Origin of the sequence: Streptomyces sp. NPDC020845, assembly GCF_044334165.1 — a bacterium.
Taxonomy (GTDB): domain Bacteria; phylum Actinomycetota; class Actinomycetes; order Streptomycetales; family Streptomycetaceae; genus Streptomyces.
Genome location: NZ_JBIRSJ010000001.1, coordinates 143,342 through 169,091 on the forward strand (window position 1 = coordinate 143,342; position 25,750 = coordinate 169,091).

Sequence of the window (25,750 nt, forward strand, 5' to 3'; positions counted from 1 at the left end):
GTAGAACTCGTGGAGAACGAGGACCATGCGCTACGCCCGCCGCCGTCAGCTGGTCTCCGCCCTGCTGCTCGCCCCGCTGCTCTCCGGCTGCTTCGCCGCCGACGACAACTCCTCCCGGTCCGGCTCCGGAGCCGACACCCGGCTGCGCGTCGCGCTCGCCTTCCCGCCCGCCGAGAACTTCTCGCCGTACGGCAGTGACGCCACCCTGCTCAGCCGGCTCGGTGTCACCGAGGGGCTGACCCGGCTGGACGGCAACGGTGCCGCGTCCCCCGCGCTCGCGGAGTCATGGCGTCAGGAGAACGAGCACACCTGGCTGTTCACCCTGCGCGAGGCCCGGTTCCAGGACGGGACCGACCTCACCCCGGCCGCGGCCGCCACCGCCCTCACCCATGCCGCCCAGGCCGACCCGGCCCCCGCCGCGCTCTCCGGGGTGAAGCTCACCGCCGAACCCGTCGGGAAGCGGCAGGTCCGCGTCACCACCGCCGACCCCGACCCCGCACTGCCGCTGCGGCTCTCCAGCCCGAGCCTGGCCGTGCTGTCCGCCAAGGCGTATCAGGAAGAGGGCACCGTCGATCCGGTGTCCACCGCCACCGGGCCATTCGCGCTCACCAAGGCCGACGGCGGCAACCGGGCCACCCTGAACCGCTTCGACGACTACTGGGGCGGCCGGGCCCGGGCCTCCGGCGTCGACGCGCGGTTCATCGCCGACGGCACGGCCCGCACCAACGCGCTGCGCACCGGCGAGGTGGACATCGCCGAAGCGGTGCCGGTCGCCCAGACATCCTCCCTCGACACGGACATCGCCCGCGAACTGGCCACCACCCGCACCACCAGCCTGCTGCTGAACACCCGCTCCGGCCCCTTCAAGGACCCCAAGGTGCGGGCCGCCGCCCGGGCGGCGGTCGACACCTCGGTCCTCGCCAAGGACGTGTACGAGGGCCACGCCGACCGCGGCCAGGGCGTGTTCGGGCCCGCCCTGACCTGGGCGGCCGACAAGCGCGTGGCGCCGGAGGGGCGGGCGCGGGCCGCGCGCGTCCACGGCACCGCCATCACCCTCGCCACCTACGACAACCGGCCGGAGCTGCCCGAGGTCGCCCAGGTGCTGCAACAGCAGCTGAAGAAGGCCGGGTTCACCGTAGAGGTGGAGGTGCGTGAGTCCTCTCGGATCGAGGGCGACGCGCTCGCCGGCAAGTTCGACGCGTTCGTCGGCGCGCGCAACACCATGCTCGACACCGGCGACCCGGTCTCCGTCCTCGCCAGCGACTTCACCTGCGACGGCAGCTACAACCTGGCGCTGCTGTGCGACAAGCGCGTCGACCGGGCCGTCGCCGAGGCCGAGACCGCCGCCGAACCCGCGAAGCGCCAGGACGCGACGATGGCCGCGGAGGCCGAGGTCCTGCGCACGGACGCGACCGTCCCGCTCGTACACCAACGGATCGTGCACGGCGTCCGCGCCTCGGTCCACGGCGTGCTCCTCGACCCGTACGAGCGCACCCTCATCGGCCCCGGGACCCGGCGCTGAGCGCCATACGCCGCGGCGCCCCGGCGGCGGGAGCGCTGTGGCGCGTCACCGTGGCCGCGGCCCTGCTGTGCGGCATCGGCCTGCTGCCGTGGCTCTCCCGCACCGACCCCGCGCGCACCGTGCTGGAGGCGCGCTCGGCCGAACGCGACCCCGCCCCCGAGGTGCTGGCCGCCGTACGCGATGAACTCGGCCTCGACGCCGGGCCCCTGCACCTGCTCGGCCAGTGGCTCGGCGGGCTGCCGCGCGGCGACGCCGGCCACTCCTGGATCTCGGGCGAGGCCGTACTGCCCGCCGTCACCACGGCCCTCGGTGCCTCGCTGCTGCTCATGGCCGCGGCCTTGGCCGTGGCCGTTGTCACCGCCGCCGCGGTGTGCGCCCGCACCCTGAGGCCGGGTCCTGTCCGGGCGACGCTGGGAGGTGCCCCCTGCCGCGGTGTGGCGGACCCCCCGACAAAGCGGCGAGGCGCGGTGCCAGGCGTCGGGGGCCCGCGGGGGTTCGGGGGCCCGTGGAGGTCGTCCGGACAGCACCTGAGGGCGCGGCCCACCGGCGGCGCGGCGGCGATGCTCGCCGCGCTGCCCGAGTTCCTGACCGCTTCCGTCCTGGCCACCGTGGTCGGGGTACAGCTCGGCTGGCTGCCAGCGCTCGGCTGGTACGGGCCGCGCTGGCTCGTCCTGCCCGCGCTGGCCATCGGCCTGCCCACCGGAGCGCTGCTCGGCCGGATGCTCGACGACGCGCTGCCCGGCGCCTTCGCCGAGCCCTGGGCGCGGGCCGCCGCCGCCCGGGGCATCCCGGGCCGACGCATCGCCCGGCACGCGCTGCGCCGGTGCGTCCCCGGACTGCTGCCCAACTTCGGGCTCTTCGTGGTCGGCCTCACCGGCGGCGCGGTCGCCGTGGAGCAGATCTTCGACATCCCCGGGCTCGGCCGGCTCACCCTGGAAGCCGCCGTCGCCCAGGACCTGCCCGTGCTCCAGGCCGGCACGCTCGCCCTGGTGGCGCTCGCCGCCGCCGTGGGCGGCCTGGCCCGGCTCGCGGGCCGCGCCCTCCTCGGACCCGCGCTGCGCGACGGCGCGCTGGTCACCCTGCACCGGGCCACCGCCCCGGAGCCCCGTACGCTCCCCCTGCTCTACGGCGCGCTGCTGCTCGGCGTCATCGTCCTCGGCCTGATCCGCGACCCGCTGGCCCTGGACACCGCGGCCCGGCTGCAACCCCCGTCCTGGGCGCACCCGTTCGGCACCGACGCCCTGGGCCGCGACCTCCTGGCCCGGGTCGGCCAGGGCGCGCTCACCACCCTCGCCCTCGCGCTCGCGGTCAGCGCCGCCGCGCTGCTCGCCGGAGTGGCGCTCGGGCTGGTGCCACGGGTGTCCCAGGCCCTCGTCGACACCGTCAACGCCGTACCGGCCGTACTCGCCGGACTCCTCGTCACCGGCGTCACCGGCGGCGGCCCCGCCACGCCAGCGCTCGCCGTGGCCGCGGTCGCCTGGGCCCCGCTGGCCGCGCACACCTCCGCCCTGCTGCGGCAGGAGCTCGCCACCACCCACCTCGCCGCCACCCGCGCGCTCGGCGCCGGACGGCTGCATGTGCTGCGGCGCGCCCTGCTGCCCGCCGTACTGCCACCGGTGACCCGGCACGCGCTGCTGCGGCTGCCCTCGGTGGCGCTCGGCCTCGCCTCCCTCGGTTTCCTCGGCCTCGGCGCCCAGCCGCCGTCCCCCGAATGGGGTCTGTTGCTGGCCGAGAACCACCCGTACGCCGAGCGCGCCCCCTGGGCGGTGCTGGCCCCCGCCGCGATGCTCGCCGTCCTCGGGGCGCTGGCGGTCACCGCGGCCGGCGGAGTGCGGTGGCCGCGGCGGGGCCGCGCCCGGCGCGCCGACGGGGCGCCTTCCGCACTGCGGGAGCAGGCCCTGCCTTCCGTGGTGGAGGAGCAGGCGCAGCCCACCGCCGTGCGGGAGCAGGCCCCATGACCAGCATCCGGACGCTCGCCGGTACGGCCCGCCCCTGGCGGCGGCGCGCCGGGCTGCCACCGCTGCCGCCCCTGCTGCGGCTGCTGATCTGGACCCAGCTCGCCTTCAACATCGGCTTCTACGCCGTCCTGCCCTTCCTCGCCGAACACCTCGGCACCGCCATCGGCATGGCCGGCTGGCTGGTCGGCCTGGTGCTCGGCCTGCGCACCTTCAGCCAGCAGGGGCTGTTCGTGGTGGGCGGCGTCCTGGCCGACCGATACGGCATCCGGCCGGTGGTGCTGGCGGGCTGCGCGCTGCGAATCGTGGGTTTCGCGTGGCTGGGCTGGGCGGAGCGCACCTGGGCGGTGGTCGGCGCGGTGCTGCTGATCGGCTTCGCGGCCGCGCTGTTCTCGCCCGCCGTCGAGTCCGAGGTGGCCCGCCAGGCGGTGGTCTGGGAGAAGGCGGGCGGTGGACCCCGCACCCGCGTCCTGGCGCTGTTCTCCGTCGCCGGGCAGGCCGGGGCGTTCGTCGGACCACTGCTGGGCGCCCTCCTGCTGGCCGTGGACTTCCGTGCCGTCTGCCTCGCCGGGGCGGGGGTCTTCGTCCTCGTCCTGGCCGGACATCTACGGCTGCTGCCCCAGCACATCCCCGGCCGGGTGGCTGTTGTCGAGGGCTCGGACCGCACCCGGACCCGGGGCGGGATACGGGCGCTGCTGCGCAACCGGCGATTTCTCGCGCTGTGCCTGGCGTACGGCGTCTACTCGCTGGCGTACAACCAGCTCTACCTCGCCCTGCCCCTGGAAGTGGAGCGCGCGGTGGGCTCGCAGGCCCCGCTGGCCTGGCTGTTCGCGCTCTCCTCGGTGCTGGTCGTGACCGCCCAACTGCCCATCACCCACTGGGCCGCCGCCCGGCTGGACCTGCGCCGCTCCATGGCGGCCGGGCTGCTGCTGCTCTCCGCGGGCTTCGCCGCCGTGGCCGCCGCCCGCCCCGCCGACTGGACCGGCGCCGCCGGGCTGCTCCCGTCGGTGGCCCTCGTCGTACTGCTCACCCTCGGCCAGATGCTGCTCGCCCCGGCCGCCCGGGCCTGGGTGCCCGACCTCGCCGACGAGGGCAGGCTCGGCCTCTGCACCGGCGCCCTGTCGTCCGTCTCCGGCCTGGTCGTCCTGGCCGGCAGCGCGGCGACCGGCTCGCTGCTCGACGCGGGCCTGCCGGCCGCGGTTCCCTGGCTGGTGCTCACGGCGCTCCCGGTGGCGGCGGTCGCCCTGCTGCCGCGCCACCGGGACGCCGGGCCCACCCGGTGAATGGCCCACCCGCTGAACGGTCCACCCGGTGAACGTCGGGAGCCGCGCCGACCATGTCCGGGATGTGGAAACCCGCTTGGCCCTCCTTGACCGGGTGTACGCGCCACTGATTTGATCGAGGGCATGAAGCGACAGGATCTCACGCGACGACGCCACGTCGATCTCGCGCGTGTCTCCAGCGCGTCCTGTCCCTGTCGGGCCTGAGCGAGCCCGCCCCCACCCTCACCGCATCCTCCTCGCGCCGCCTTTGACCCATCCCGGCCGCGCGTGTTCCGGCTGTGCGTTCTTCCGCGCCGCGATATCACCTGCGTGATCGCGGCGCCGCGCCCGTACGCCTTGATGCCCCGTCAATTCGCTCCCGCGCCCTGACCGGCCGACCGGCCGGACCACCGCGTCGCACCACCTCCCCGAAGGGTCCGCCATGGCCACCGTCCTGTCCGTCTCCGGAAGCCCCTCCGCCACCTCCCGCACCGCCCGGCTGCTGCGCCACCTGGACGCCCGGCTGGAGCGCCACGGACACGAGGTGATACCGCTGGACGTCCGTACGCTCCCGGCCACCGCCCTGCTCGGCGCCGACTTCGCGCATCCGGCCATCGTCCGGGCCACCGCCCTGTTCGCGCGCGCGGATGGCGTCGTCATCGGTACGCCCATCTACAAGGCCGCCTACTCCGGTCTGCTCAAGTCCCTGCTCGACCTGCTCCCGCAGTACGCCCTCGAAGGCAAGACCGTGCTCCCGCTGGCCACCGGCGGCACCACCGCTCACGTCCTGGCCATCGACTACGCGCTGCGCCCAGTGCTCAACTCCATGGGCGCCGGACACATCGTCCAGGGCTGGTTCACCCTCGACAAGGACCTCCAGACCGGGCCGGACGGCGCCCTCACAGTCGCCCCCGGCTCCGCCGAAGCCCTCGCCCAGGTCGTCGACCGGTTCTCCCTCGCACTCGGCGGCACCCCGCTGCTCGCCGCCGCCGGCTGACACGCCCGAACGGCTCCGGCGCCCCCACTGTCCGTACCGGCCGCCCACCACCTTGAACGGAGTTTCCACGTGAGTCTCGCCTTCCACTGGTTCCTGCCCACCAACGGCGACAGTCGCCATGTCGTCGGCGGCGGCCACGGCTCCCCGGCCACCGCGACCGGCGGTGACCGGCCACCGACCGTCAACTACCTCTCCCAGATCGCCCGTGCCGCCGAGGACCTGGGGTTCGTGGGGGCGCTCACACCGACCGGCGCCTGGTGCGAGGACGCGTGGCTGACCACGGCCATGGTCAGCCAGCGCACCGAGCGGCTGAAGTTCCTGGTCGCCTTCCGGCCCGGCTTCCTGTCGCCCACCTTCGCCGCGCAGATGGCCTCCACCTACCAGCGGCAGACCGGCGGACGGCTCATGCTCAACGTCGTCACGGGTGGCGAGAGCCGGGAGCAGCGCGCGTACGGCGACTTCCTCGACAAGGACGCCCGGTACGCGCGCACCGGTGAATTCCTCGGCATCGTCCGGGACCTGTGGGACGGCAAGACCGTGGATCTGGCAGGTGAGCATCTGCGGGTGGAGGACGCCAAGCTGGCCCGGCTGCCCGACCCCGTCCCGCAGGTGTACTTCGGCGGCTCCTCACCCGCGGCGGGAGTGGTGGCGGCCCGGCACGCGGATGTCTACCTCACCTGGGGTGAGCCGCCCGGCGCGGTGGCGGAGAAGGTCGCCTGGGTGCGGGGGCTGGCGGCGAAGGAGGGGCGGAGCCTGCGTTTCGGCATCCGGCTGCATGTCATCACCCGGGACACCGCGGAGCAGGCGTGGGCAGAGGCGCGGCGGCTGCTGGACGGCTTCGACGAGGCGACCGTACGCGCGGTGCAGGAGGGCCTGGGCCACAGCGAGTCCGAGGGGCAGCGGCGGATGCTCGCCCTGCACGGCGGGGGCCGTGACGGCCTGGAGATCCACCCCAACCTGTGGGCCGGTATCGGGCTGGTACGCGGCGGGGCGGGAACCGCGCTGGTGGGCAGCCACGCCGAGGTCGCCGACCGGATCGCCGAGTATCACGCGCTGGGCATCGACGAGTTCATCCTGTCCGGATACCCGCACCTGGAAGAGGCGTACTGGTTCGGCGAGGGCGTGTTGCCGATCCTGCGTGAGCGGGGTCTGTGGAACCACCCTTTCCGCGGCGAGGGGCGGATCGCGGCGTAGATCCACTTCGCGGTGTCCAGGAGATCGTGAAAGACCTGGCGCGCAGGTACGGTGTCCCCCAACTGCCGTAGGGCGAGCGGCAGTCAATGGGGGACTGACGTGGGAACATCGGGGGATACGGCGCTGCGCGCACGTCTGGTCGAGGTGAGCCGCCTCGGCCGGACCGGCCGGTTGAGGCCGGGCGGTGAGGGCTGATGGAGTGGGATCTGACCCCCGATTGGCTCGATGACGCGGTTGGTCGTGCGCGTGGTGCGCGGCGGGAAGCGGCTGCTGAACACCCGGTACCATCTGGAGCAGGCGCAGCTCACCGAGGAGCAGTGGCGTACGCGGTGGCAGGCCGGGCGCCGGTTCCTGGCCGCGGACGGTGAGGGATCGTCCAGGACGCCGGCGGACGGCCGGAGCTCGGCTGAGCTGGGTGTTCAGGGGCTCGCCGAGCGGCCGTCCGGCTCCGTTCCGCTGTGGCTGGGAAGCGCGGCGGCCCTGGCGGGCAACTATCGGGCCCGGGCCGAGGAGTACGCGCGGATGTCCAGCCCCCGCCCGGCATACGACCTGCCGCGGTTCGTGGACACGCTGACGGAGCATGGCGAGCATGGCGAGGAGGCCGTCCGTTTCTTCTCCGTGGACCGTGGGGACTGGACCTTCCTGTGCGTGGTGACCGGTGACCTTTCGCGCGCTGGCCGCCACCGCGATCAGGAGCGCACCCGGGGCCTGACCCACCCTGCCACGCTTGCATGAGAACCATCGTTCTCGTAGAGTCCTCAGCAGAGGCGAGAACGATGGTTCTCTCCTGCGAGGAGCTGATATGTCTCAGGAATCACGTCCCCCATTTCCTCCCTTCACCAGGGAATCCGCCATCGAGAAGGTCCGCGCCGCCGAGGACGGCTGGAACACCCGCGACCCCGAGAAGGTCGCCCTCGCCTACTCGGTGGACTCCCGCTGGAGGAATCGCGCGGAGTTCGTCAACGGCCGCGACGAGATCGTCGCCTTCCTTGCCCGTAAGTGGCGCAGGGAGCTGGACTACCGGCTGATCAAGGAGTTGTGGGCGTTCGACGGCAACCGCATCGCCGTGCGCTTCGCCTACGAGTGCCGCGACGACTCGGGCAACTGGTACCGGTCGTACGGCAACGAGAACTGGGAGTTCGACGAGAACGGGCTGATGACGCACCGCTACGCCTGCATCAACGACCTGCCGATCAAGGAGTCGGAGCGGGTGTTCCACTGGCCGCTGGGACGCCGCCCGGACGACCACCCGGGGCTGGGCGACCTCGGCTTGTGAGGGCCTTGACCTCGGTCTGTGAGGGGCTTTGGCGTGCACTCGACGTGTTGGGTGGCCACCGACTAGGCTCGGGGGTGCGGCATCGCGTGTCGGTCACCGGCTGGGTGAGACATGGAGGTGTCGGGACATGCCTTGTGGAGGCATTCCAATATGTCAGTCGAGTTGAATCACACCATCGTGCACTCCCGGGACAAGCGGGAGTCCGCCGAGTTCCTGGCGAACATCCTGGATCTTGAGGTCGGTGCCGAATGGGGCCCGTTCATCCCCGTGGCCACCAGTAACGGGGTCACCCTGGACTTCGCCACGATCCCGGCCGAGTCCATCACCATGCAGCACTACGCCTTCCTCATCTCCGACGAGGAGTTCGACGCGGCCTTCGGGCGGATCAAGGACGCGGGGATCACCTACTACGCCGATCCGCACGGGAAGCAGCCGGGCGAGATCAACCATCACCACGGCGGGCGCGGCCTGTACTTCCACGATCCGGCCGGTCACGGCATGGAGATCATCACCCGCCCTTACGACAACCCCGAACAGGGCTGATCGTCGGGATCGTGAGTGACCCCACCGGCCGGGGCGGCGCCCCGGCCGGTGGGGTAAACGAGTTCACCGCGCCGCGCCCACGGTTTCCGCGGTCGCCTCGGTCAGGCAGGCATACGCCCGCAGCCGGTCCGGGTGTTCCCGCTCCGTGCCGACCCGCAGTGCCGCGTACGGCCCGGACAGCCCGGCAAGCCGTGGCATCTGACGGATGACCAGGGTGTCCCCGGGGGCGATCAGGCCGTCCAGGACCGCCTCGACGAGCAGATGGTTGAGGTGCACCAGGCAGTCGGCGACGGTGATTCCGGCCGTGGCCACGTACAGCTCGCGCCCCACGGGCGGCCGGTGGCGGGGGCCGATGGCCTCCGGGATCCGGACCGGTGTGTCCGGGCGGGGTGGCAGGCCACGGGAGCCGTCGAAGAGCTTGAGCAGTCTGCGCAGCCCGGCGGAGGCGCCCGCCGGGGCCGGTCCCGTCCATGCGGCCGAGCCGTCCTCGGCGATGTGGTCGAACCGGACCCGGTCGCCGAGGTTGTCCGGGTTACCGGCCAGGAAGATCGTACGGGAGAACGAGCCCCGCCACGCCGCCAGCCGCTCCGGCGCCAGGCCGATGGCGAACTCGCAGGTGGCGCGCGCCCATTCGGCCAGCTCGAAGCGGCGTACGACGGACACGGCGAGCAGCCCGTCGGTGTCCGCGAACTCCTGGATCCGGGCGTGCACCTCCGACAGGGCGGTGGCGGTGGACAGGTCCACCTCCTCGGCCAGATCGGGGCGGGCGACCCGGATGCGCCGCACGGCCTCGGCCCGCAGCAGGTCCTGGGAGAGCTTCACAGGAACACCGCCGGCAGCAACTCGTGGACCGGGGCCGGGCGGTGTTTGGCCAGCAGTCCGGAGGTCAGACGGTACGGGTCGACGTATGTGTGGTCGCCGCGCTGCCGCTCGAGGAAGCCGGTCAGCCCGGCTTCGGCCACCGCGTCGGCCGGGGCCTCGTACGACGCCAGCATCCGCTCGGCGCGCACCACGCACTGGCGCAGCAGGTCCGGGCGGAACGACTGCCGGTCGCCCGGCCCGAGCGTGGCGATGAAGTACAGCCGCATGCCGAGCCGCAGCGCCGGTCCGTCGTGGTCGGCGCCCAGGGCCTCGAGCAGCGCGCCCGCCGAGTGGCCGCGCCAGTCGCCGTGGCGCGCGGACCGGATCTGGCCGTCGATCGGCACCCGTCCCACCGGCACCCGCCGCACCACCGGTCCGAGCTCCGACAGCACACGCTGCAGCAGCTGGTAGTCGGGCTCCAGCTCGCGGTCGTAGAGCAGCACCACCTCGTCGTAGCCGGGGACGAGCGGGACCAGCTCACGCAGCGCGCACGCCAGGTAGTTGGGCCGCCCCTGCGCCGTGGCGATCTGCCGCAGTGGCAGCCCGTACCGGGTGGCGTCCAGATAGACCGGCCCGCCGTACTCGCGCATGTCCAGGCACAGCCCCAGTGGCACCAGGCGGTCGAGCACCTCGTCGAGGGTCATCCCGGGCGGCTGGTGTCCGGTGAGGCCGGGGTCGTGCATCCCCAGCCGCGCGTACTGCGCCGACCACAGCTCCAGGACCCGGGCGCTGGACGGATGCACCCAGCCGTGGTGCTCGATCGCGTCGAGGTACGGCCGCAGCGCGGCCACCGGGGCCTGGCGGCCGTCGGCGCGGTAGCCGACGTACAGCTCGCCGATCTCCTCCTCGGACAGCTGGGAGTAGTCGCTGTCACCGAGCGTGTGGTCCAGATACTCCCAGAAGCCGAGGGTCTGGTCGGTGGGGTGGTACGTGGTGGGGCTGTAGCGGTAGGTGACATCGGCCAGCCGCGCGGTGGCGCGGTACATCACATCGACCCAGAAGAGCCCCTTGAGGTGGCTGGGGGTCAGCGGTTTGCCGGGGGTGACGGTGACCGGTGCGAGCAGCACCCGGGGCCGGCCGTGGCGGGGCGCGGCCGGGGCGTCGGCACCACCGGGCAGTGGCGCCGGGCCGTCGGGGCCACCGGGGAGCGGCGCCGGGGCGTACGAGCGCCCGGGGTCGCCGCGGAGCAGCGGTATCGGTTCCACGGTCCCCGTCATGCGGCGCGGCTTCCGTGGACCAGGAACACCCTCTCGGCGCCCTCGGCCGTGCGCGGTGGCACGGGGTCCCGCCACCGGCCGTAGTGGGCCGACGGCTCCCCGGGCTGCACCGCCTCGACGGCGAAGCCGTGCCGCCCGAACAGCGTCTCGGGCTGGTCCGTGCCGAACACCCACGGGCAGCCCCAGTCGGCGAACACCTTCAGCAGGCCACGCATGTTCGGCGCGGTCAGCGCCACGTCGTTGACCACATCCGCGCCGATGCGGCTGCCGGGTGCCGTCACCGCGGCGACCCGCCGCAGCAACCCCTCGACCTCAGCCTCCGCGAAGTAGTACAGCAGCCCTTCGAAGAGCCAGGTCGAGGGCAGACCGGGGTCGTAGCCCGCCTCCAGCAGAGCGCCCTCCCAGCCGGGGGCGAGCAGATCGGCGGGGACCGGGCGGCGGTCGGCGCCGGGCGTCTCGGCGGCGAGCAGCTTCTCCTTGACCTCCAGGACGGACGGCCGGTCGATCTCGAAGAAGCGGACGTGGTCCGGCCACTCCAGCCGGTAGGCGCGCGAGTCCATGCCCGCCGGGGCCAGCACGATCTGGGTCATCGACGGGTCGGCGGCCGCGCTTTGCAGCCAGTCGTCGAAGAACCGGGTGCGGATGGGGTTGAAGTCGAAGGTGCTCGGCACCGTGCGCGGGACCTCGCCGTCCGGGAAGGTCGCCGATCGGATCTCGGCCAGCAGCTCGGGGCCCGCGTCGCCGACGAGCGTTTGCGCGTACGGGTCGTGGTAGAGCCGGTCGTCCCTGCGGCTCTCCCCGGCCCGGAGCGCGGCGGTGAGCAGACAGGTGCGCTCGATGGCGTCGAGTTGCGTCATGATCGATCTCCTTGCCGGGCGGCCGCGCCGGTGAGCTGCCGCCAGTTCTCCGGGTCCTGTCGGAAGAGCCGGTCCTTGACCTGAGTGGGGCGCACCCCGCGGCCGACCGATTCCTGCCACTCCGCCAGGAAGGCGTCGCGGTCGAGCCGGATCAGTTCGGCGGGGCCGAGCCGGCCGGCGTCGCGGGCCGCACGGTAGTCGGCCGACTCTCGGATGAGCTCGGTGTCGAGCGCCGCGGTGAGCCGCCGTGTCTCGTCGGTGCTCCACGCCGACTCGCCGGCCAGGGCGAACACATAGCGGGGCGGCCGGCCGTCCGGGGTCTCCACATGGCATGCGGCGTTGCGCACGGCGAGGCCGGCGCCGCCCAGTGCGGACTGCAGGGCCCGGACGACCTGGGCGTCGCGCAGCCGCTCCCCGGCCACGTCGGAGCGGTTCTTGCGGCCCGCGTACGACACCCGCGGCACACCGCCGGGCTGGGACGGCACGTCGACCACGCGGACCACATCGCCGCCCGCGTAGCGGTACAGGCCGCCGACATGGCTGTAGATCGCGTGGTACTCCCGGCCCGGCTCCAGCTCGTGCGGTGCGAGCGTTTCCACATCGGGGCCCAGGTCGCGGTCGGCGTCCACGAACTCGTACACGGAGGCCGTGACGACCAGGCTGCCCGCCGTCGGGTGCCGGTCAAGCGCCACGCCGACCGGGCCCTCGGAGGCCGCCACGGGCGCCGGCAGGGCCGTCACCGAGGGGCCGAACTCCTCGCGGAGCCGGGGCAGATAGAGCGAGGCGAGGCCGGTGGTCCAGCAGAACAGCAGCCGCATGTTCGGCCAGATGTGGGCGGGCCGTACGGTGCCGAAGTACGCCGCCAGCCGCTCCAGTTCGGCGGCGCGCTCCCGGTTGGGGGAACGGAACGGATGGCCGCCGAGCGTGCCGTCGCGGACGTCCTTGACGATCCGCGGCCACCACAGCCTCAGCTGGTACGGCACCGCGGCGACCATCGCCGGATTGATCCCGATGACACAGCGGACATCGCTTTCGACGGCCATGCGCAGCCGCAGATACATCTTCTCCACGTGGTCGTCCGCCGCCACCGGCACCGGCAGGGTGGCCCAGGGGGCCGCGGTGCCGGGCTCGGCCGACAGATGCTCGCCGAACATCTTCCCGAAGTCCACCTGGCTGGCGCCGACATGGGGGCGTCCGGAGGCGGTGGTGGCGGGCGCGACGACGGGGTCGTGCTTGAGGTTGAGCACCGCGTCCGGCCGGGTGAGGACGTCCGGGAAGTGTTCGGCCATCGGAGCCCAGGCGGCGTAGTAGAAGGGGAAGAAGGTGGTGTGCATGAAGCGCGGGGTGACCGGGATCTTCTTATGCGCTCCGGTGCTGCCGCTGCTGGTGAAGAACACCGCGGGCTGGTCGGCGGTCAGGACGTTGGGCTCGCCCTCGGCCATGCGCTCGATCCACGGCGAGAGCGCCGTGTAGTCCTGGACCGGAACCGCCTTGCGGAGGTCGTCCAGGGTGCGCAGCCGGTCGAAGCCGTGGGCCTTGCCGTAAGCCGTTCCCGCGTTGAACGTCAGCAGGTCGGTGAGGACTTCGCGCTGCCGCGCCGCCGGGTCCGAGAACGCCCGCCGCAGCCGTTTCCGCTCTTCGAACACGCGGGCCCGGTAGCTGTCGAGCCGGTCCTCGGCGGCCGGCGGCTCGGTGCTCGGGGGCTCGGTGTTCTGTGCCCCGGTGTTCGGGACCTCCGCGGCCTGGGGCTCAGCGGTCTTCATCTGACAACACCTTTCGTATGGCCTGAGCGGTCTGGGCGATATCGCCCTGCGCCCGGATCACCGTGACCGGCAGATGGCTGATCTCGTCGAGCATCAGGCGCCGCAGTTTGGTCTGGTAGGCCGCGAAACCCTTGGGGTCGGGGCGGTCCCCGTAGTACTCCAGCCGGTTGGTGGCCGCGCCGTTGCCGGAGCGGCGCCAGGCCGTGGCGGTGGACACGTCCAGGAACACCACGCGCCGCGGCTGCGGAAAGGAACGCCACCACGTGAACATCGGGTTGTCCCGCAGCCCGGCGAGCCGGCACTTGGCCAGGATCTTGTAGTAGTACGAGTCGACGAGCGTGGGTGACGACGGGTCGCTCGCCTCGATGCGGTCGCGAAGATGCACCACGGCCGTCTGGAGCAGACTGGCCGTGAATTCCGGCGAGTAGTCCGTCCCCAGGGACGGCAGCACATCCACCGCCACATCCCTGCGCAACCGGCCGATCAGCGCGTGGGCGGGCTGAAGGAAACGTTCGTCCGTGGAGATGAGCCGCCAGGCCGGGGACGAGCTGGCGAACTCGGACATCACCGAGGACTTTCCGGCGTAGTCCGGCCCCAGGAGGACGGAGAAACCGGGATGGGTCGTCCGCACGATCGGCACTCCTTACGTAGTTCCGGTGCTCGCCACCGCGGTCCGGGCCGCGGTGGCGGCCCGCCGATCGGCTGCCGGGGGTGCCGTCCCGGCTGGGTGGGGAAAGTCAACATCGCCGGGATTGGTGTTTGATCAGGAGAAAATGGGATGCGAGCGGGTGTTCGGAAGTCGCGGGCCGGAAAGTGGAGCGGCAGCCACCAGATCGGTGTTGACATCGAATAACACGCCGCACGCCCGGGCCCGCTGGACGAAAGTTGATGTCCATATCCTGGTCCGCCTCTCGGCGGGGGCGGGCGGAAGGCCGGAAGACCGGACCTTTCTCCGGACTTTTCTTGCCACGCAGAACACTGCGGCCCGTAGGCCACGGCGACTAGAGTGATCGACGAGCGTCGGGGGACAAGGCTCGGAGGCGAAGGAATGCGGGGGACGGCCTTTTCGCGCGCGTGTGCGGAGCGGCAGTGGGAACGGCCGGTGGTCTTTCTCATGGTCTACGCGACGGTGGCCGCGCGGCTGGGGGAGCCGGCGGAGGTGACCGCGCGCCAGTTCCACCGGTGGCGGCAGCCCGGGCCGCCCTGCCCTCAGCCCTCCGCACAGCGTGTCCTGGAGGAGATGTTCGGCACCCCGCTGCACCGCCTCGGCTTCGACCTGCCCGAACATCGCCGACGGGACACGGCGGCACCCCGGGTGGCCGCGGCCGAGCCGCCCCCGGCCGCACTGCGGTTCGCGGTCCTGGGGCCGGTGCGGGTGCGGCGCGGCGACGAGACACTGGCCGCGGGGCGGCCGCAGGAGCGCGCCCTGCTGTGCGCGCTGCTGATGCGCCGCGGCCACACGGCCACCGCGCAGGAACTGATGGACGCGGTGTGGGGCGGCAAACCGCCGCGCCGCGCGCTCGCGACCCTGCGGACGTACGCCTTCCAACTGCGCAAGACCCTCGGCCCCCGCGCCCTCGTCTCCGACTCCGGCGGATACGCGCTGCACATGCCGCCCGAGGCACTGGACCTGGTGGTGTGCGAGGGCTACGAGGCGCAGGCAAGGATCGCGCGGGCCGCGGGCGAACTGCCGCGCGCCCGGACACTGCTCCGCAAGGCCCTGGACCTGTGGGACGGCGAACCGCTCGGCGGTGTCCCAGGGCCCTACGCCCAGGCACAGCGCGCCCGTCTGACGGAGTGGCGGCTCACCCTGTTACAGACCCGTCTGGAACTCGACCTGGAACTGGGCCACCACACCGCCGCCATCGCGGAGCTCACCGCGCTGTCCGTCGAATACCCGCTGCGGGAGCGGCTGCGCGCGCTCCAGATGCTCGCGCTGTATCGCGGCGGCCGACAGGCCGAAGCGCTGCGGGTGTACACCGACACCCGCCATCTGCTCGCCGAAGAGCTCGGCGTCGACCCCGGCCCCGAGCTGACCGAGCTCTACCAGAACGTCCTGTGCGCCTCCCCGGCCCTCGCCCGCCCCACGGCCCCGCGACGGCGCCCGCCCGCCAAGGACACCGTCCCGTACGCCTCACCGCGCCCCGCACCAATCCCCGCGCAGCTCCCGGCGGAATCAGCCGACTTCACCGGCCGGGCCGCCCTCGTGCACCGGCTGGCCGAGCAACTGCCACGCGTCCAGGGCGCGGTGATGCCCGTCCTCGCCGTCCGCGGGCTCGGCGGAGTGGGCAAGACCGCGCTGGCGTTACGCGTCGCCCATACGGTCCGCGGCCACTTCCCCGACGGGCAGCTCTACGCCGATCTACTCGGCCACGGCGCCGGCCCCGCCCAGCCCGGAGCCGTCCTCGCCGCGTTTCTGCGCGCCCTGGGCATACCCGCCGCCGCCGTCCCCGAAGGAACACCCGAACGGGCCGCGCTCTACCGGTCCACCCTCGCCGGCCGCCGGGTGCTGGTCCTGCTCGACAACGCCCACGACGGACCCCAGATCCGCCCCCTGCTCCCCGGCGCCCCCGGCTGCGCCGCCCTGGTCACCAGCCGCGCCCGGCTCGCCGACCTCGACGGCGCCCGCCCGCTGGACCTCGACGTCATGACCCCGGAGGAAGCCCTCACCCTGTTCACCCGCGCCATCGGCGAGGAGCGCGCCGAGGCAGAACCCGTCGCCTGCCGCGAGACCGTCGCCGCCTGCGGCTTCCTCCCGCTGGCCATCCGTATCGCCGCGGCCCGCCTGTCCGCCCGCCCCGCCTGGACCGTCGCCGCCCTGGCCGCCCGGCTGGCCGACGAGCGCGGCCGGCTGGACGAGCTGCGGATCGGCGACCTCACCGTCGCCTCCTGCTTCGCCTCGGCGTACCGCCGCCTGAGACCCGACCAGGCACGCGCCTTCCGCCTGCTGGCGCTCGCGGACGGCCCCGAACTGTCCCTGTCCGTGGCCGCCGCGCTGCTCGGCCGCGACCGGCACGACCCGGATGTCGAACCCCTGCTGGATTCCATCGTCGACAGCGGCCTCCTGGAGTCACCCGCCCCTGGCCACTACCGCTACCACGCCCTGATCCGGCTCTACGCCCGCCGGCGCGCCGACACCGAGGCCGATGCCGGCGGCGGGGACGGGGGAGATCAGCTCCTCACGGCCACCCCCTTGAAGAACGTGTAGTGAAACGTCCCGCCGTCGTCCGCCGTCCGGCGCAGATCGGCGATGCCCCGGTCCCAGTCGCTCCGGGTGATCAGGTCCGCGGCCAGCGCGTCGTCGCGGACGGACTCGACCATGGCGATGAAGGTGTTGCGGGTGAAGCCGTCCACCAGGGCCGGGCGGGTCCGGTCGGCGTAGACGGTCCGCGGGCGGACGACCACGTCGTCGTACCCGGCCTCGGCCAGCAGCGGCTGCAACCGCCGGCCGATCAGGGCGTCGCCGCCCGCCGCCGACTGGAGCTGGATCTGGCGGTCGATCGCCGCGTGGGCGTAGGGGCTGGAGGGATGGAAGAAGGCCGAGCCGTGGTCCCCCTCGATCACGGTGATCGTGCCCCCGGGCCGCAGTACCCGCCGCAGCCCGGCCAACGCCCGCCCCGGGGCGCGCAGATGCTCCAGTACGAAGCAGACGAAGACATGGTCGAACGACGCGTCCGCGAACGGCAGGCCGAACACATCGGCGTGGCACCACTCCACCCGGGCTTCCGGTGCGTGGGCCGTCACGTTGGCGCGGGCGCGGGCGAGGGAGGCGGCGGAGACGTCCGTCGCCACGATGTGTGCTCCGGGGCTGGACGCGACCAGATGGACGGTCTGGGCGCCCACCCCGCAGCCCACTTCCAGCACCCTGCTGCCGGCCGGGTAGGCCGTGTCCGCGTGCAGCAGCGCGGCGAGCGTGTCCGCCTGATCGCCGAGGCGGCGGGCCTCGTGGCGCGAGTAGCCGTGTACGTAGCCGCGCGACGTGTCCGTGCCCGTGTCCGTGTCCGTGTGCATGCCTTTACGGTGTCGCCATAATGGCCCGGTGAACAGGTCCAATGAGGGGCCCGCTGACCGGTCCATAATCTCCGGCTCCGACTTCCTTCAGCTGAGCACCGAGGAGGCCCCGCCGGGCGGCCTCGCCGACTGGCTGGCCCGGCGGCTGCGGGCCGCGATCGCGGACGGGCGTCTGCCGGTCGGCAGCAGGCTGCCGGCCACCCGCGTGCTGGCCGGGGAGTTGCGGGTGTCCCGTGGCGTTGTCACCGAGGCTTATCGGCGGCTGACCGAGGACGGGCATATCGCCGGGCGCGGGCGGGGCGGCACGGTCGTGGTCGCCGCCCCGGTGGCGACGGCGCCGACGCCAGACACCCGTGAACCATCGGGTGGCCGCCCGCCGGCCGACGCGCTGTTCGCCGCCCCGCCCGGCGCGGACATCTTCGACGCGCTGCGCACGGCACCGGCCCGGATCGACCTGTCGCCCGGTCTGCCCGACCTGGCCTCGTTTCCGCGTACCGCGTGGCTGCGCGCCGAACGCTCCGTACTCGCCGGCCTCTCGGCGGCCGACTTCGGATACGGGGATCCCCGCGGGACCCCCGCGTTGCGGCTGGCCGTCGCCAACTGGCTGGCCCGCAACCGCGGCATCAGGGCGGACCCGGACGGTGTCCTCGTCGTGGCCGGTACCGCCCAGGCGCTCGGGCTCATCGGGCAGGTGTTCCGGACCGACGGGATCCACAAGGTGGCCGTGGAGGACCCCGGCTCGCTGGGAGCCCGGCAGCATCTTCGCCACTGCGCGCTGGACACCCCGGCGGTCCCGGTCGACCCCGAGGGCGTACGCGTCGACGCGCTGCGTGCCACCGGCGCCCCGGCCGTCCTGCTCACCCCGGCACACCAGTTTCCGACCGGGGTGGTGCTCGGCGGCGAGCGGCGGCGCGAGCTGATGCGGTGGGCCGGCGAGGGCGGGGTGATCGTCGAGGACGACTACGACGCCGAACACCGCTACGACCGGCCACCCGCCCCCGCCCTGCGGTCGATGCTCGCCGAACACGTCTGCTACGCCGGAAGCGTGTCCAAGCTGCTCGCCCCCGCCCTGAGGGTGGGCTGGGTGCTCGCGCCGCCCAAGTACCGGGACGCGTTGGTGGCCGCCAAGCGGTTCGCCGACCTCGGCAATGCCGCGCTGCCCCAGCTGGTGCTGGCCCATCTGATGGAGTCGGGCGAGCTGGAACGCCATCTGCGCCAGCTGCGCCGCCGCCACCGTCGCCGCCGGGACGCGATGATCGGCGCCATCCGCACCCAGCTGCCGGGCGCGGTGGTGCACGGCGCCGCGGCGGGCCTGCATCTGATGGTCACCTTCGACGGCGACTTCTCCGACACCGACCTCGCCGCCGCCGCGCTCGCACACGGCGTGAAGACCCAGCCCCTGTCGTGGCACAGCATCCGTCCCGGCCGCCCGGGGCTCGTCCTGGGCTACGCCGCGAGCACGCCGACCGCCATCGCGGAGGGCATCGCGCTCATCGGCGAGGCGCTGCGCTGATCAGGACTGCACTAGTTTGGGGGTGTGGGCGGCGATGCGACGACGCTGTTCCTCTGCGGCGATGTGATGCTCGGCCGTGGCGTCGACCAGATTCTCCCGCACCCCGGGGATCCGGAGCTGCGGGAGCCGTACATCCGGGACTCCAGGGCGTATGTCGAGCTGACCGAGGAGGCACACGGCCGGGTGCCGCACCCGGCGGACTACGCGTGGCCGTGGGGCGACGCGCTGCGGGTGCTGGAGGAGACGGCGCCCGACGCCCGGGTGGTGAACCTGGAGACCAGCGTGACCCGGAGCGACGAGTTCGCGCCGGGGAAGAGCGTGCACTACCGGATGAGCCCGGCCAATCTGCCCGCCCTGGCCGCGGGCCGGCCCGATGTCTGCGTCCTGGCCAACAACCACGTGCTGGACTTCGGCCGTCACGGCCTTGTGGAAACGCTCGACGCCCTGGCCGGGGCACGGCTGCGGGTGGCGGGCGCGGGGCGGGACGCCGCCGCGGCGCGGCGGCCGGCGGCCGTTCCGGTCCGCGGTGGCCGACGTGTGCTGGTCTTCTCCTGCGGCACGGGGTCCAGCGGTATCCCGTACGAGTGGGCCGCCGCCGAGCACGACCCCGGCGTCGACTTCCTCCCCGAGCTGTCGGAGGCCCGCGCGGCCCGGTTGGCCCGCCGGATCCGGCAGCTGAAGCGGCCGGGCGATATCGCCGTCGTCTCCATCCACTGGGGCGGCAACTGGGGGTACCGCGTCTCCGACGATCAGATCCGCTTCGCACACGCGCTGATCGACGGCGGCGCCGATGTGGTGCACGGCCACTCCTCGCACCACCCCCGCCCCCTGGAGGTGTACCGCGGCAAGCTCGTCCTCTACGGCTGTGGCGACTTCATCGACGACTACGAGGGCATCACCGGCTACGAGGAGTACCGGGACGATCTGCGGCTGATGTACTTCGTCGCGGTGGCCCCGGACAGCGGTGAGCTCGCCGGGATCCGGATGGTGCCCATGCGGGCCCGGCGGATGCGGCTGTGCCACGCCACCCTCGGCGACGCCCGCTGGCTGCGGACGGTGCTCGACCGGGTCAGCGCCGACTTCGGCTCCCACGTCGTCCTCGACCGGGACGGCGCCCTCTCCCTGGAGCGGCCCTGACGGCCATCACCGGAACGGAGCGCTGAGCGTGAAGATCGACTGGAACCGGCGTACCTGCGCCCGGCGCGGCCACGTCACCTACGCGCCGACCGAGGGTGAGCTACGCGAGCGGCTGCGCGCCGCCACCGCGCTGGGCGAGGCCTGGCGCTGTCTGCGCTGCGGCGACTTCGCCCTCGGCGCCCCGCACGGCTCCGGCCCCGCGGCCGACGCCCCCCTCGTCACGCGCGGCAGGGCGTTGCGGGACCTGATCGTGATGCGTTTCATCGCCGCCGAGCGGATCGTGCGCGGGCTGTTCGTGCTGCTGGCCGCCGTCGCGGTGTGGCGGTTCAGCAACAGCCGGTCCGCGGTGCGCCAGCTCTTCCAGGAGGACCTGACCGTCTTCCGGCCGGTCGCGCGCCACTTCCACTACGACCTCGACCACTCGCCGGTGGTCGACACCGTCCGTAAGACCTTCGAGTACCGGCACTCCACCCTCGTGATCGTGGCCGTGGTGCTGGCCGCCTACGCGGCCCTCACACTCGTCGAGGGCGTGGGGCTGTGGCTGCTCAAGCGGTGGGCCGAGTATCTGGCGGTGGTGGCCACCGCCGCGTTCCTGCCGCTGGAGATCTACGAGCTGACCGAGAAGATCAGCTGGCTGAAGATCGCCACCTTGGTGGTCAACATCCTCGCCGTGCTCTACATCCTGCTCTCCAAGCGGCTCTTCGGGCTGCGCGGCGGCCGTGCCGCGTTCGAGGCGGAGCGGCACAGCGCCTCGCTGCTGGAGGTGGAGGCCGCGGCCGATCATCCGGTCATCCGGTCTTGATCATTCGCCCCGGCCGTGCGGGGGAGTGACGATACGCTCGGGCCGCGGACGAAACGCTGATGCGAGAACGGCAGGAGCTGGCGCGGGCCATGAACACCGACCTGACCAACACCACATCGAGCAAGATCAACGCGGCCTTGGTACAGGCCCGCAGGGCGATCGGCAGTCCGGCGGTCGGCATGGTGCTGACGCTGGTCATCGTCACCGATGAGGCCAACCACTACGACGCCCTCAAGGCCGCGGGCGAGGCCTCCCAGGAACACCCCTCGCGGATCCTCGTGGTGATCAAGCGGCCCGGCCGCACCCCGCGTGAGCGCGGCAGCTCCCGGCTGGACGCCGAGGTGCGCGTCGGCGGCGGCGACGGCAGCGGCGAGACCGTACTGCTGCGGCTGCGCGGTGAGATCGCCCAGCACCCCGAGTCGGTGGTGCTGCCGCTGCTGCTGCCGGACGCCCCGGTCGTGGTCTGGTGGCCGGTCGACGCCCCGGACCACCCGGTCAGGGATCCGCTGGGCAGGCTGGCGCAGCGGCGGATCACCGATGCGTACGCGGTCGAGCGCCCGCTGCGGGAGCTGGCGGCCCGCGCCGCCTCGTACGCGCCCGGCGACACGGACCTGGCCTGGACCCGGCTCACGCCCTGGCGGTCCATGCTGGCCGCCGCGCTGGATCAGGCGCGGGCCGCGGTGACCTCGGCGGTGGTGGAGAGCGAGGCGGACAACCCGAGCGCCGAGCTGCTGGGGCGCTGGTTCGCGGACCGGCTGAAGGTGCCGGTCGAGCAGGTGGTCACCGACGGGCCGGTGGTCACGGGGGTCCGGCTGCGCACCGCCGCCGGGGACATCCACATCGACCGCCCGGACGGCCCGGTGGCCACGCTGTCCATTCCGGGTCAGCCCGACCGTACCCTCGCGCTGAAGGTGCGCAGCACCGCCGAGCTGATCGCCGAGGAGCTGCGGCGGCTCGATCCCGACGAGGCGTACGCCGCCGCGCTGCGCGCCACGGTTCCGTCCGCCGCGCTCGGACAGCTCGGCTGACCCGTCTCACGACCCCTCCCACCAGGCACGACGGCCGATCTGAAACGATGCCCTTCCCTCCGCCACGGGCGGGGGGAATAGGGGCGGCAGGTGTCACGTTCCGGGGATATAGTTGAATCGTAAACATCCTAGGAGGGTGAGACCGGTGCAGTTCGGGATCTTCACGGTCGGCGATGTCACGACGGACCCCACCACGGGTCGGGAGCCGACCGAGCACGAGCGGATCAAGGCGATGGTCACCATCGCCCAGAAGGCGGAAGAGGTGGGCCTCGACGTCTTCGCGACCGGTGAACACCACAACCGGCCGTTCGTGCCCTCGTCCCCGACCACCATGCTGGGCTGGATCGCGGCCCGCACCGAGCGGCTGATCCTGTCCACCTCCACCACGCTGATCACCACCAACGACCCGGTGAAGATCGCCGAGGACTACGCGATGCTCCAGCACCTGGCCGACGGCCGGGTGGACCTGATGATGGGCCGCGGCAACACCGGCCCGGTCTATCCGTGGTTCGGGCAGGACATCCGCCAGGGCATCCCGCTCGCGATCGAGAACTACGCGCTGCTGCGCCGGCTGTGGCGTGAGGACGTCGTCGACTGGGAGGGCAAGTTCCGCACCCCGCTGCAGGGCTTCACCTCCACGCCGCGGCCGCTGGACGACGTGCCTCCGTTCGTCTGGCATGGCTCCATACGCTCGCCGGAGATCGCCGAGCAGGCCGCCTACTACGGTGACGGCTTCTTCGCGAACAACATCTTCTGGCCCAAGCACCACTTCCGGAAGCTGGTCAACCTCTACCGGGAGCGGTACGCGCACTACGGGCACGGCACGCCGGAGCAGGCCATCGTCGGCCTCGGCGGGCAGGTGTTCATGCGCCGTAACTCGCAGGACGCCGTCCGTGAGTTCCGGCCGTACTTCGACAACGCGCCCGTCTACGGCCACGGCCCCTCCCTGGAGGAGTTCACGGCCGAGACGCCGCTGACCGTCGGCAGCCCGCAGGAGGTCATCGAGAAGACGCTGACCTTCCGGGACACCTTCGGCGACTACCAGCGCCAGCTGTTCCTCGTCGACCATGCGGGCCTGCCGCTGAAGACGGTGCTGGAACAGCTCGACCTGCTCGGCGAGGTCGTCGAGGAGCTGCGCAAGGAGTTCGCCAAGAACCGCCCGGCCGAGGTGCCGGACGGCCCCACCCACGCGTCGCTGGTGGCCCAGCGCGACGCCAAGGCCCTTGAGGAGGTCGCCCACCAGTGAGCAGGGGGCACCTCCCAGCGGTAGCTGGGGGAGCACACGCGGCTGCCGGGCCGCGGATGGCGGCGATGCCCGCGCCTACGCCGCGTGGGCGGAGAAGTGAACGAGGAGAAAAATGAACGATGTCGTACGGATTCCGCAGCAGGCCGGCGCCCCCCGGCCGGTGAGGCTCGCGGTCGTGTCGGCCGGGCTGAGCGTGCCCTCGTCCACCCGGCTGCTGGCCGACCGGCTGGCTGAGGCCACCCGGCAGCGGCTGGTGGCGGACGGGCACGGGGTCGAGGCGCACGTGGTCGAGCTGCGCGACCTGGCAGGTGACATCGCGAACAACATGGTGACGGGCTTCCCCTCGGGCGCCCTGGAGGAGGCGATCGAGACCGTCACCGGCGCGGACGGGCTGATCGCGGTCACCCCGGTCTTCTCGGCCTCCTACAGCGGGCTGTTCAAGTCGTTCTTCGACGTGATCGACAACACCGCCCTGGTCGGCAAGCCGGTGCTCGCCGCCGCGACCGGCGGCACGGCGCGCCACTCGCTCGCGCTGGAGCACGCGCTGCGGCCGCTGTTCGCCTACCTGCGGGCGATCGTGCTGCCCACCGCGGTGTACGCCGCGTCGGAGGACTGGGGCGGCTCCGGCGATCCGCTCACCGACACCCTGCCCACCCGCATCGACCGCGCGGCCGGCGAACTGGCGGACCTGGTCGGCGGCCGCCGGGGCGCCGCGGCCCCCGAAGCCGAGGCCGTCGTGCCGTTCGAGCAGCAACTAGCCGCTCTGCGGCCCGAATGACCGCTCACCTCAGGAAGGAGCTCACATGATCGACAACTTCAACAGCTACCAGCCCGACGGTGAGCCCACCGCCGACCGCTGGGTCACCGCGCTGAGCCTGTTCGACGACAAGGAGCGCGAGGAGACCACCGCGGAGCGCTGGGAGCGGGCCGGGCTGTACTTCGAGGCGAAGCAGTACGCCGAGGCCGCCCGCCTCCTCGTCCAGGTCGTCGAGGAGGCCCCGGAGCAGACCGCCCCGCGGCTGCTGCTGGCCCGCGCCTACTACCACTCCGCGCAGCTGGGCCGCGCCGAGGAGCAGCTGCGTGAGGTGATCGCGCGTGACCCGGTCGAGCACTACGCCCATCTGATGCTGGGCCGTACGCTCCAGCGGCAGGGGCGCGCCGAGGAGGCCGGGACATGGCTGCGGATGGCCGAGGCGTTCTCCACGGGCCAGGCGCTCGAGCTGGACTGACCGGCCTGAGCCGACAGGGCGGCGGCCGGACCTGAGGGTTCGGCCGCCGCGTCTGACATGGCGGCGACGGGCCGGGGCCGACGGGCCCCGGCCCGTCGCCGGGGCGGGGTGTCAGCGGCCCATCGTGAGCCCGTCACGCGCCGCGCCCCTGCTGAGTACGGCGCGGCGGATGGTGTCCAGGGCCTCGGTGTGCCCGCCGGCGCGCGGGAGGTTGACCACCCTGATCGGGTCGTTGTCCACGCCGTGGGGGATGAACTCCGCCTTCTTCACGGTCCATGGTTTGTCCGTGGTGGCGGGCGGGGCGAAGGTGAAGCGGGCGGCCGAGCCCATCTGGCCGCGCGGGTCGTTCATGACGCCCGCGACCTGGTCGCCCATGCCGTAGACGACCCAGGTGTCGTTCACTTTCTCGTACGCCTGGGGTATGTGGGCGTGGGTGCCGAGGATGAGATCGATGTCGTGGCGCCCGCCGTCCATCGAGGCGGTGAGTTTCTTGGCGACCGAGAGCTGGAGCTGATCCGGCGCCTCCTGCCACTCGGTGCCCCAGTGCAGGCTCACCACGACCACGTCGGCCCCGGCCCGGCGGGCGGCCCGGGCGTCCTTGACGATCTGCGCCGGGTCGATGAGGTTGACCAGCCACGGCTGGCCCTTGGGTACGGGGATGCCGTTGGTGCCGTAGCTGTAGGCGAGCTGGGCGACCGTGGCGTCACCGGCCTTCATGAGGGTCGGCATCGCGTGCTCCTCGGCGGAGCGGGCCGATCCGGCGTGTCGCAGACCGGCGCGGTCCATCGCGTCGAGGGTGCGGGTCACGCCTTCCGCGCCGGCGTCCAGCGTGTGGTTGGAGGCGGTGGAGCAGGAGTCGTAGCCGAGCTCCTTGGCGGCCTCGGCGACCTCCGGCGGGCTTTTGAAGGTCGGGTAGCCGGTGAACGGCCCGCCCACGGCGCCGTAGACCGTCTCCATATGGCATATCGCCAGGTCGGCCCCGGAGACCACGGGCTCGGCCCCGGCGAGCATGGGTCCGAAGTTGTAACCGTTGCCGCCCGCGTCCGTGCGCGCCTGGCGGATCACCGAGTCATGGATCAGCAGGTCACCGGTGGCCACCAGGGTGAACCCCTTGGTGGGCCCGGGCTTCGCCGCGGCCGCGGTCCGGGAGGACTTCTCCCCCGATTCGGGGGTGGCGGGTATGCCGGCGGTGCACGCGGTCGCCGCGCCGAACAGCGCGGCGACCACGAGCGCGGTCCGTTGACGGGGCTCGAGAGACAACAGGCTCACCTCACGCTCACATGGGCCAAATAGGTGGATAGTCGTATTTATGTGCGTGTGGGAGCCCGCTTGAGTCG

At 72.9% G+C, this 25,750-nt stretch carries 23 protein-coding genes and 1 pseudogene; 17 read left to right on the forward strand and 7 right to left on the reverse strand.

All coding sequences use genetic code 11. The features are described 5' to 3' along the window. The first annotated feature begins 25 nt into the window (after positions 1-25). The 9 genes from ACH4U7_RS00555 to ACH4U7_RS00595 all read left to right on the forward strand — a co-directional run bounded on the left by ACH4U7_RS00555 (position 26) and on the right by ACH4U7_RS00595 (position 8,749). Entirely contained in the window at positions 26-1,522 is a 1,497-nt protein-coding gene (locus ACH4U7_RS00555; RefSeq protein ID WP_398525842.1) for an ABC transporter substrate-binding protein, read from the forward strand. 50 nt (positions 1,523-1,572) lie between these two features. Next, the gene (locus ACH4U7_RS00560) at positions 1,573-3,480 is read left to right on the forward strand and encodes an ABC transporter permease subunit (RefSeq protein WP_398525843.1); all 1,908 of its coding nucleotides are present in this window, start codon (positions 1,573-1,575) and stop codon (positions 3,478-3,480) included. After that, positions 3,477-4,760 carry an MDR family MFS transporter gene (locus ACH4U7_RS00565; RefSeq protein WP_398525844.1) on the forward strand — a complete coding sequence of 428 codons (1,284 nt, stop codon included), beginning with the start codon at positions 3,477-3,479 and terminating at the stop codon, positions 4,758-4,760. Before ACH4U7_RS00560 ends, ACH4U7_RS00565 begins: the two co-directional genes overlap by 4 nt. Before the next feature lie 123 nt (positions 4,761-4,883). After that, complete coding sequence (locus ACH4U7_RS00570) at positions 4,884-4,964, forward strand: putative leader peptide (protein ID WP_353594285.1); 81 nt, start codon at positions 4,884-4,886, stop codon at positions 4,962-4,964. Positions 4,965-5,181: 217 nt separating this feature from the next. Beyond that, entirely contained in the window at positions 5,182-5,736 is a 555-nt protein-coding gene (gene ssuE, locus ACH4U7_RS00575; RefSeq protein WP_089505458.1) for an NADPH-dependent FMN reductase, read from the forward strand. A 69-nt stretch (positions 5,737-5,805) separates the two neighbouring features. After that, positions 5,806-6,930, forward strand: a complete 1,125-nt coding sequence (locus ACH4U7_RS00580) for an LLM class flavin-dependent oxidoreductase (RefSeq protein ID WP_398525845.1) — start codon at positions 5,806-5,808, stop codon at positions 6,928-6,930. A gap of 225 nt (positions 6,931-7,155) precedes the next feature. Further along, on the forward strand, positions 7,156-7,665 hold the full coding sequence (locus ACH4U7_RS00585; RefSeq protein WP_398525846.1) for a hypothetical protein: 510 nt from the start codon (positions 7,156-7,158) through the stop codon (positions 7,663-7,665). 67 nt (positions 7,666-7,732) lie between these two features. Continuing rightward, entirely contained in the window at positions 7,733-8,206 is a 474-nt protein-coding gene (locus ACH4U7_RS00590) for a DUF1348 family protein (RefSeq protein WP_398525847.1), read from the forward strand. 150 nt (positions 8,207-8,356) lie between these two features. Then, complete coding sequence (locus tag ACH4U7_RS00595; protein ID WP_398525848.1) at positions 8,357-8,749, forward strand: VOC family protein; 393 nt, start codon at positions 8,357-8,359, stop codon at positions 8,747-8,749. 63 nt (positions 8,750-8,812) lie between these two features. Here ACH4U7_RS00595 and ACH4U7_RS00600 read toward each other — a convergent pair whose 3' ends face one another. From ACH4U7_RS00600 to ACH4U7_RS00620, 5 genes are read right to left on the reverse strand one after another with little or no spacing between them, the layout of a single operon-like run. Further along, the gene (locus tag ACH4U7_RS00600; RefSeq protein WP_398525849.1) at positions 8,813-9,571 is read right to left on the reverse strand and encodes a DUF6182 family protein; all 759 of its coding nucleotides are present in this window, start codon (positions 9,569-9,571) and stop codon (positions 8,813-8,815) included. Next, positions 9,568-10,827, reverse strand: a complete 1,260-nt coding sequence (locus ACH4U7_RS00605; RefSeq protein WP_398525850.1) for a hypothetical protein — start codon at positions 10,825-10,827, stop codon at positions 9,568-9,570. The genes ACH4U7_RS00600 and ACH4U7_RS00605 overlap by 4 nt, the downstream gene beginning before the upstream one ends. Next, positions 10,824-11,684, reverse strand: a complete 861-nt coding sequence (locus tag ACH4U7_RS00610; protein WP_398525851.1) for an SAM-dependent methyltransferase — start codon at positions 11,682-11,684, stop codon at positions 10,824-10,826. The genes ACH4U7_RS00605 and ACH4U7_RS00610 overlap by 4 nt, the downstream gene beginning before the upstream one ends. Next, positions 11,681-13,447 carry a GH3 auxin-responsive promoter family protein gene (locus ACH4U7_RS00615; RefSeq protein ID WP_398525852.1) on the reverse strand — a complete coding sequence of 589 codons (1,767 nt, stop codon included), beginning with the start codon at positions 13,445-13,447 and terminating at the stop codon, positions 11,681-11,683. The genes ACH4U7_RS00610 and ACH4U7_RS00615 overlap by 4 nt, the downstream gene beginning before the upstream one ends. Continuing rightward, positions 13,434-14,078, reverse strand: coding sequence for a hypothetical protein (locus ACH4U7_RS00620; protein ID WP_385621833.1), 645 nt, complete (start codon positions 14,076-14,078; stop codon positions 13,434-13,436). The genes ACH4U7_RS00615 and ACH4U7_RS00620 overlap by 14 nt, the downstream gene beginning before the upstream one ends. Before the next feature lie 609 nt (positions 14,079-14,687). Here ACH4U7_RS00620 and ACH4U7_RS00625 point away from each other — a divergent pair. After that, positions 14,688-16,589, forward strand: a pseudogene (locus tag ACH4U7_RS00625) (BTAD domain-containing putative transcriptional regulator); the annotation flags it as partial. A 29-nt stretch (positions 16,590-16,618) separates the two neighbouring features. On the opposite strand, the gene ACH4U7_RS00630 reads toward ACH4U7_RS00625, so the two are convergent. Next, on the reverse strand, positions 16,619-17,458 hold the full coding sequence (locus ACH4U7_RS00630) for a methyltransferase domain-containing protein (protein ID WP_398525853.1): 840 nt from the start codon (positions 17,456-17,458) through the stop codon (positions 16,619-16,621). A 28-nt stretch (positions 17,459-17,486) separates the two neighbouring features. Between ACH4U7_RS00630 and ACH4U7_RS00635 the strand changes: the two genes are divergently transcribed. From ACH4U7_RS00635 to ACH4U7_RS00665, 7 genes are all read left to right on the forward strand, one after another. Continuing rightward, the gene (locus tag ACH4U7_RS00635; RefSeq protein WP_398525854.1) at positions 17,487-18,971 is read left to right on the forward strand and encodes a PLP-dependent aminotransferase family protein; all 1,485 of its coding nucleotides are present in this window, start codon (positions 17,487-17,489) and stop codon (positions 18,969-18,971) included. Positions 18,972-18,995: 24 nt separating this feature from the next. Next, positions 18,996-20,108 carry a CapA family protein gene (locus ACH4U7_RS00640; RefSeq protein WP_398525855.1) on the forward strand — a complete coding sequence of 371 codons (1,113 nt, stop codon included), beginning with the start codon at positions 18,996-18,998 and terminating at the stop codon, positions 20,106-20,108. Positions 20,109-20,136: 28 nt separating this feature from the next. After that, complete coding sequence (locus ACH4U7_RS00645; RefSeq protein ID WP_398525856.1) at positions 20,137-20,910, forward strand: DUF2127 domain-containing protein; 774 nt, start codon at positions 20,137-20,139, stop codon at positions 20,908-20,910. A gap of 89 nt (positions 20,911-20,999) precedes the next feature. Continuing rightward, a complete protein-coding gene (opcA, locus tag ACH4U7_RS00650; protein WP_398526424.1) occupies positions 21,000-21,938 on the forward strand; it encodes a glucose-6-phosphate dehydrogenase assembly protein OpcA in 939 nt (312 codons plus the stop codon). 145 nt (positions 21,939-22,083) lie between these two features. Beyond that, complete coding sequence (locus tag ACH4U7_RS00655) at positions 22,084-23,184, forward strand: LLM class flavin-dependent oxidoreductase (protein ID WP_398526425.1); 1,101 nt, start codon at positions 22,084-22,086, stop codon at positions 23,182-23,184. Positions 23,185-23,296: 112 nt separating this feature from the next. After that, entirely contained in the window at positions 23,297-23,962 is a 666-nt protein-coding gene (locus ACH4U7_RS00660) for an FMN reductase (protein ID WP_398525857.1), read from the forward strand. A 25-nt stretch (positions 23,963-23,987) separates the two neighbouring features. Then, positions 23,988-24,413: a tetratricopeptide repeat protein gene (locus ACH4U7_RS00665; RefSeq protein ID WP_398525858.1), complete on the forward strand. Its 426-nt coding sequence runs from the start codon at positions 23,988-23,990 to the stop codon at positions 24,411-24,413. Between the two features lie 111 nt (positions 24,414-24,524). Here ACH4U7_RS00665 and ACH4U7_RS00670 read toward each other — a convergent pair whose 3' ends face one another. After that, complete coding sequence (locus tag ACH4U7_RS00670) at positions 24,525-25,673, reverse strand: CapA family protein (RefSeq protein ID WP_398525859.1); 1,149 nt, start codon at positions 25,671-25,673, stop codon at positions 24,525-24,527. Positions 25,674-25,750: the final 77 nt, after the last annotated feature.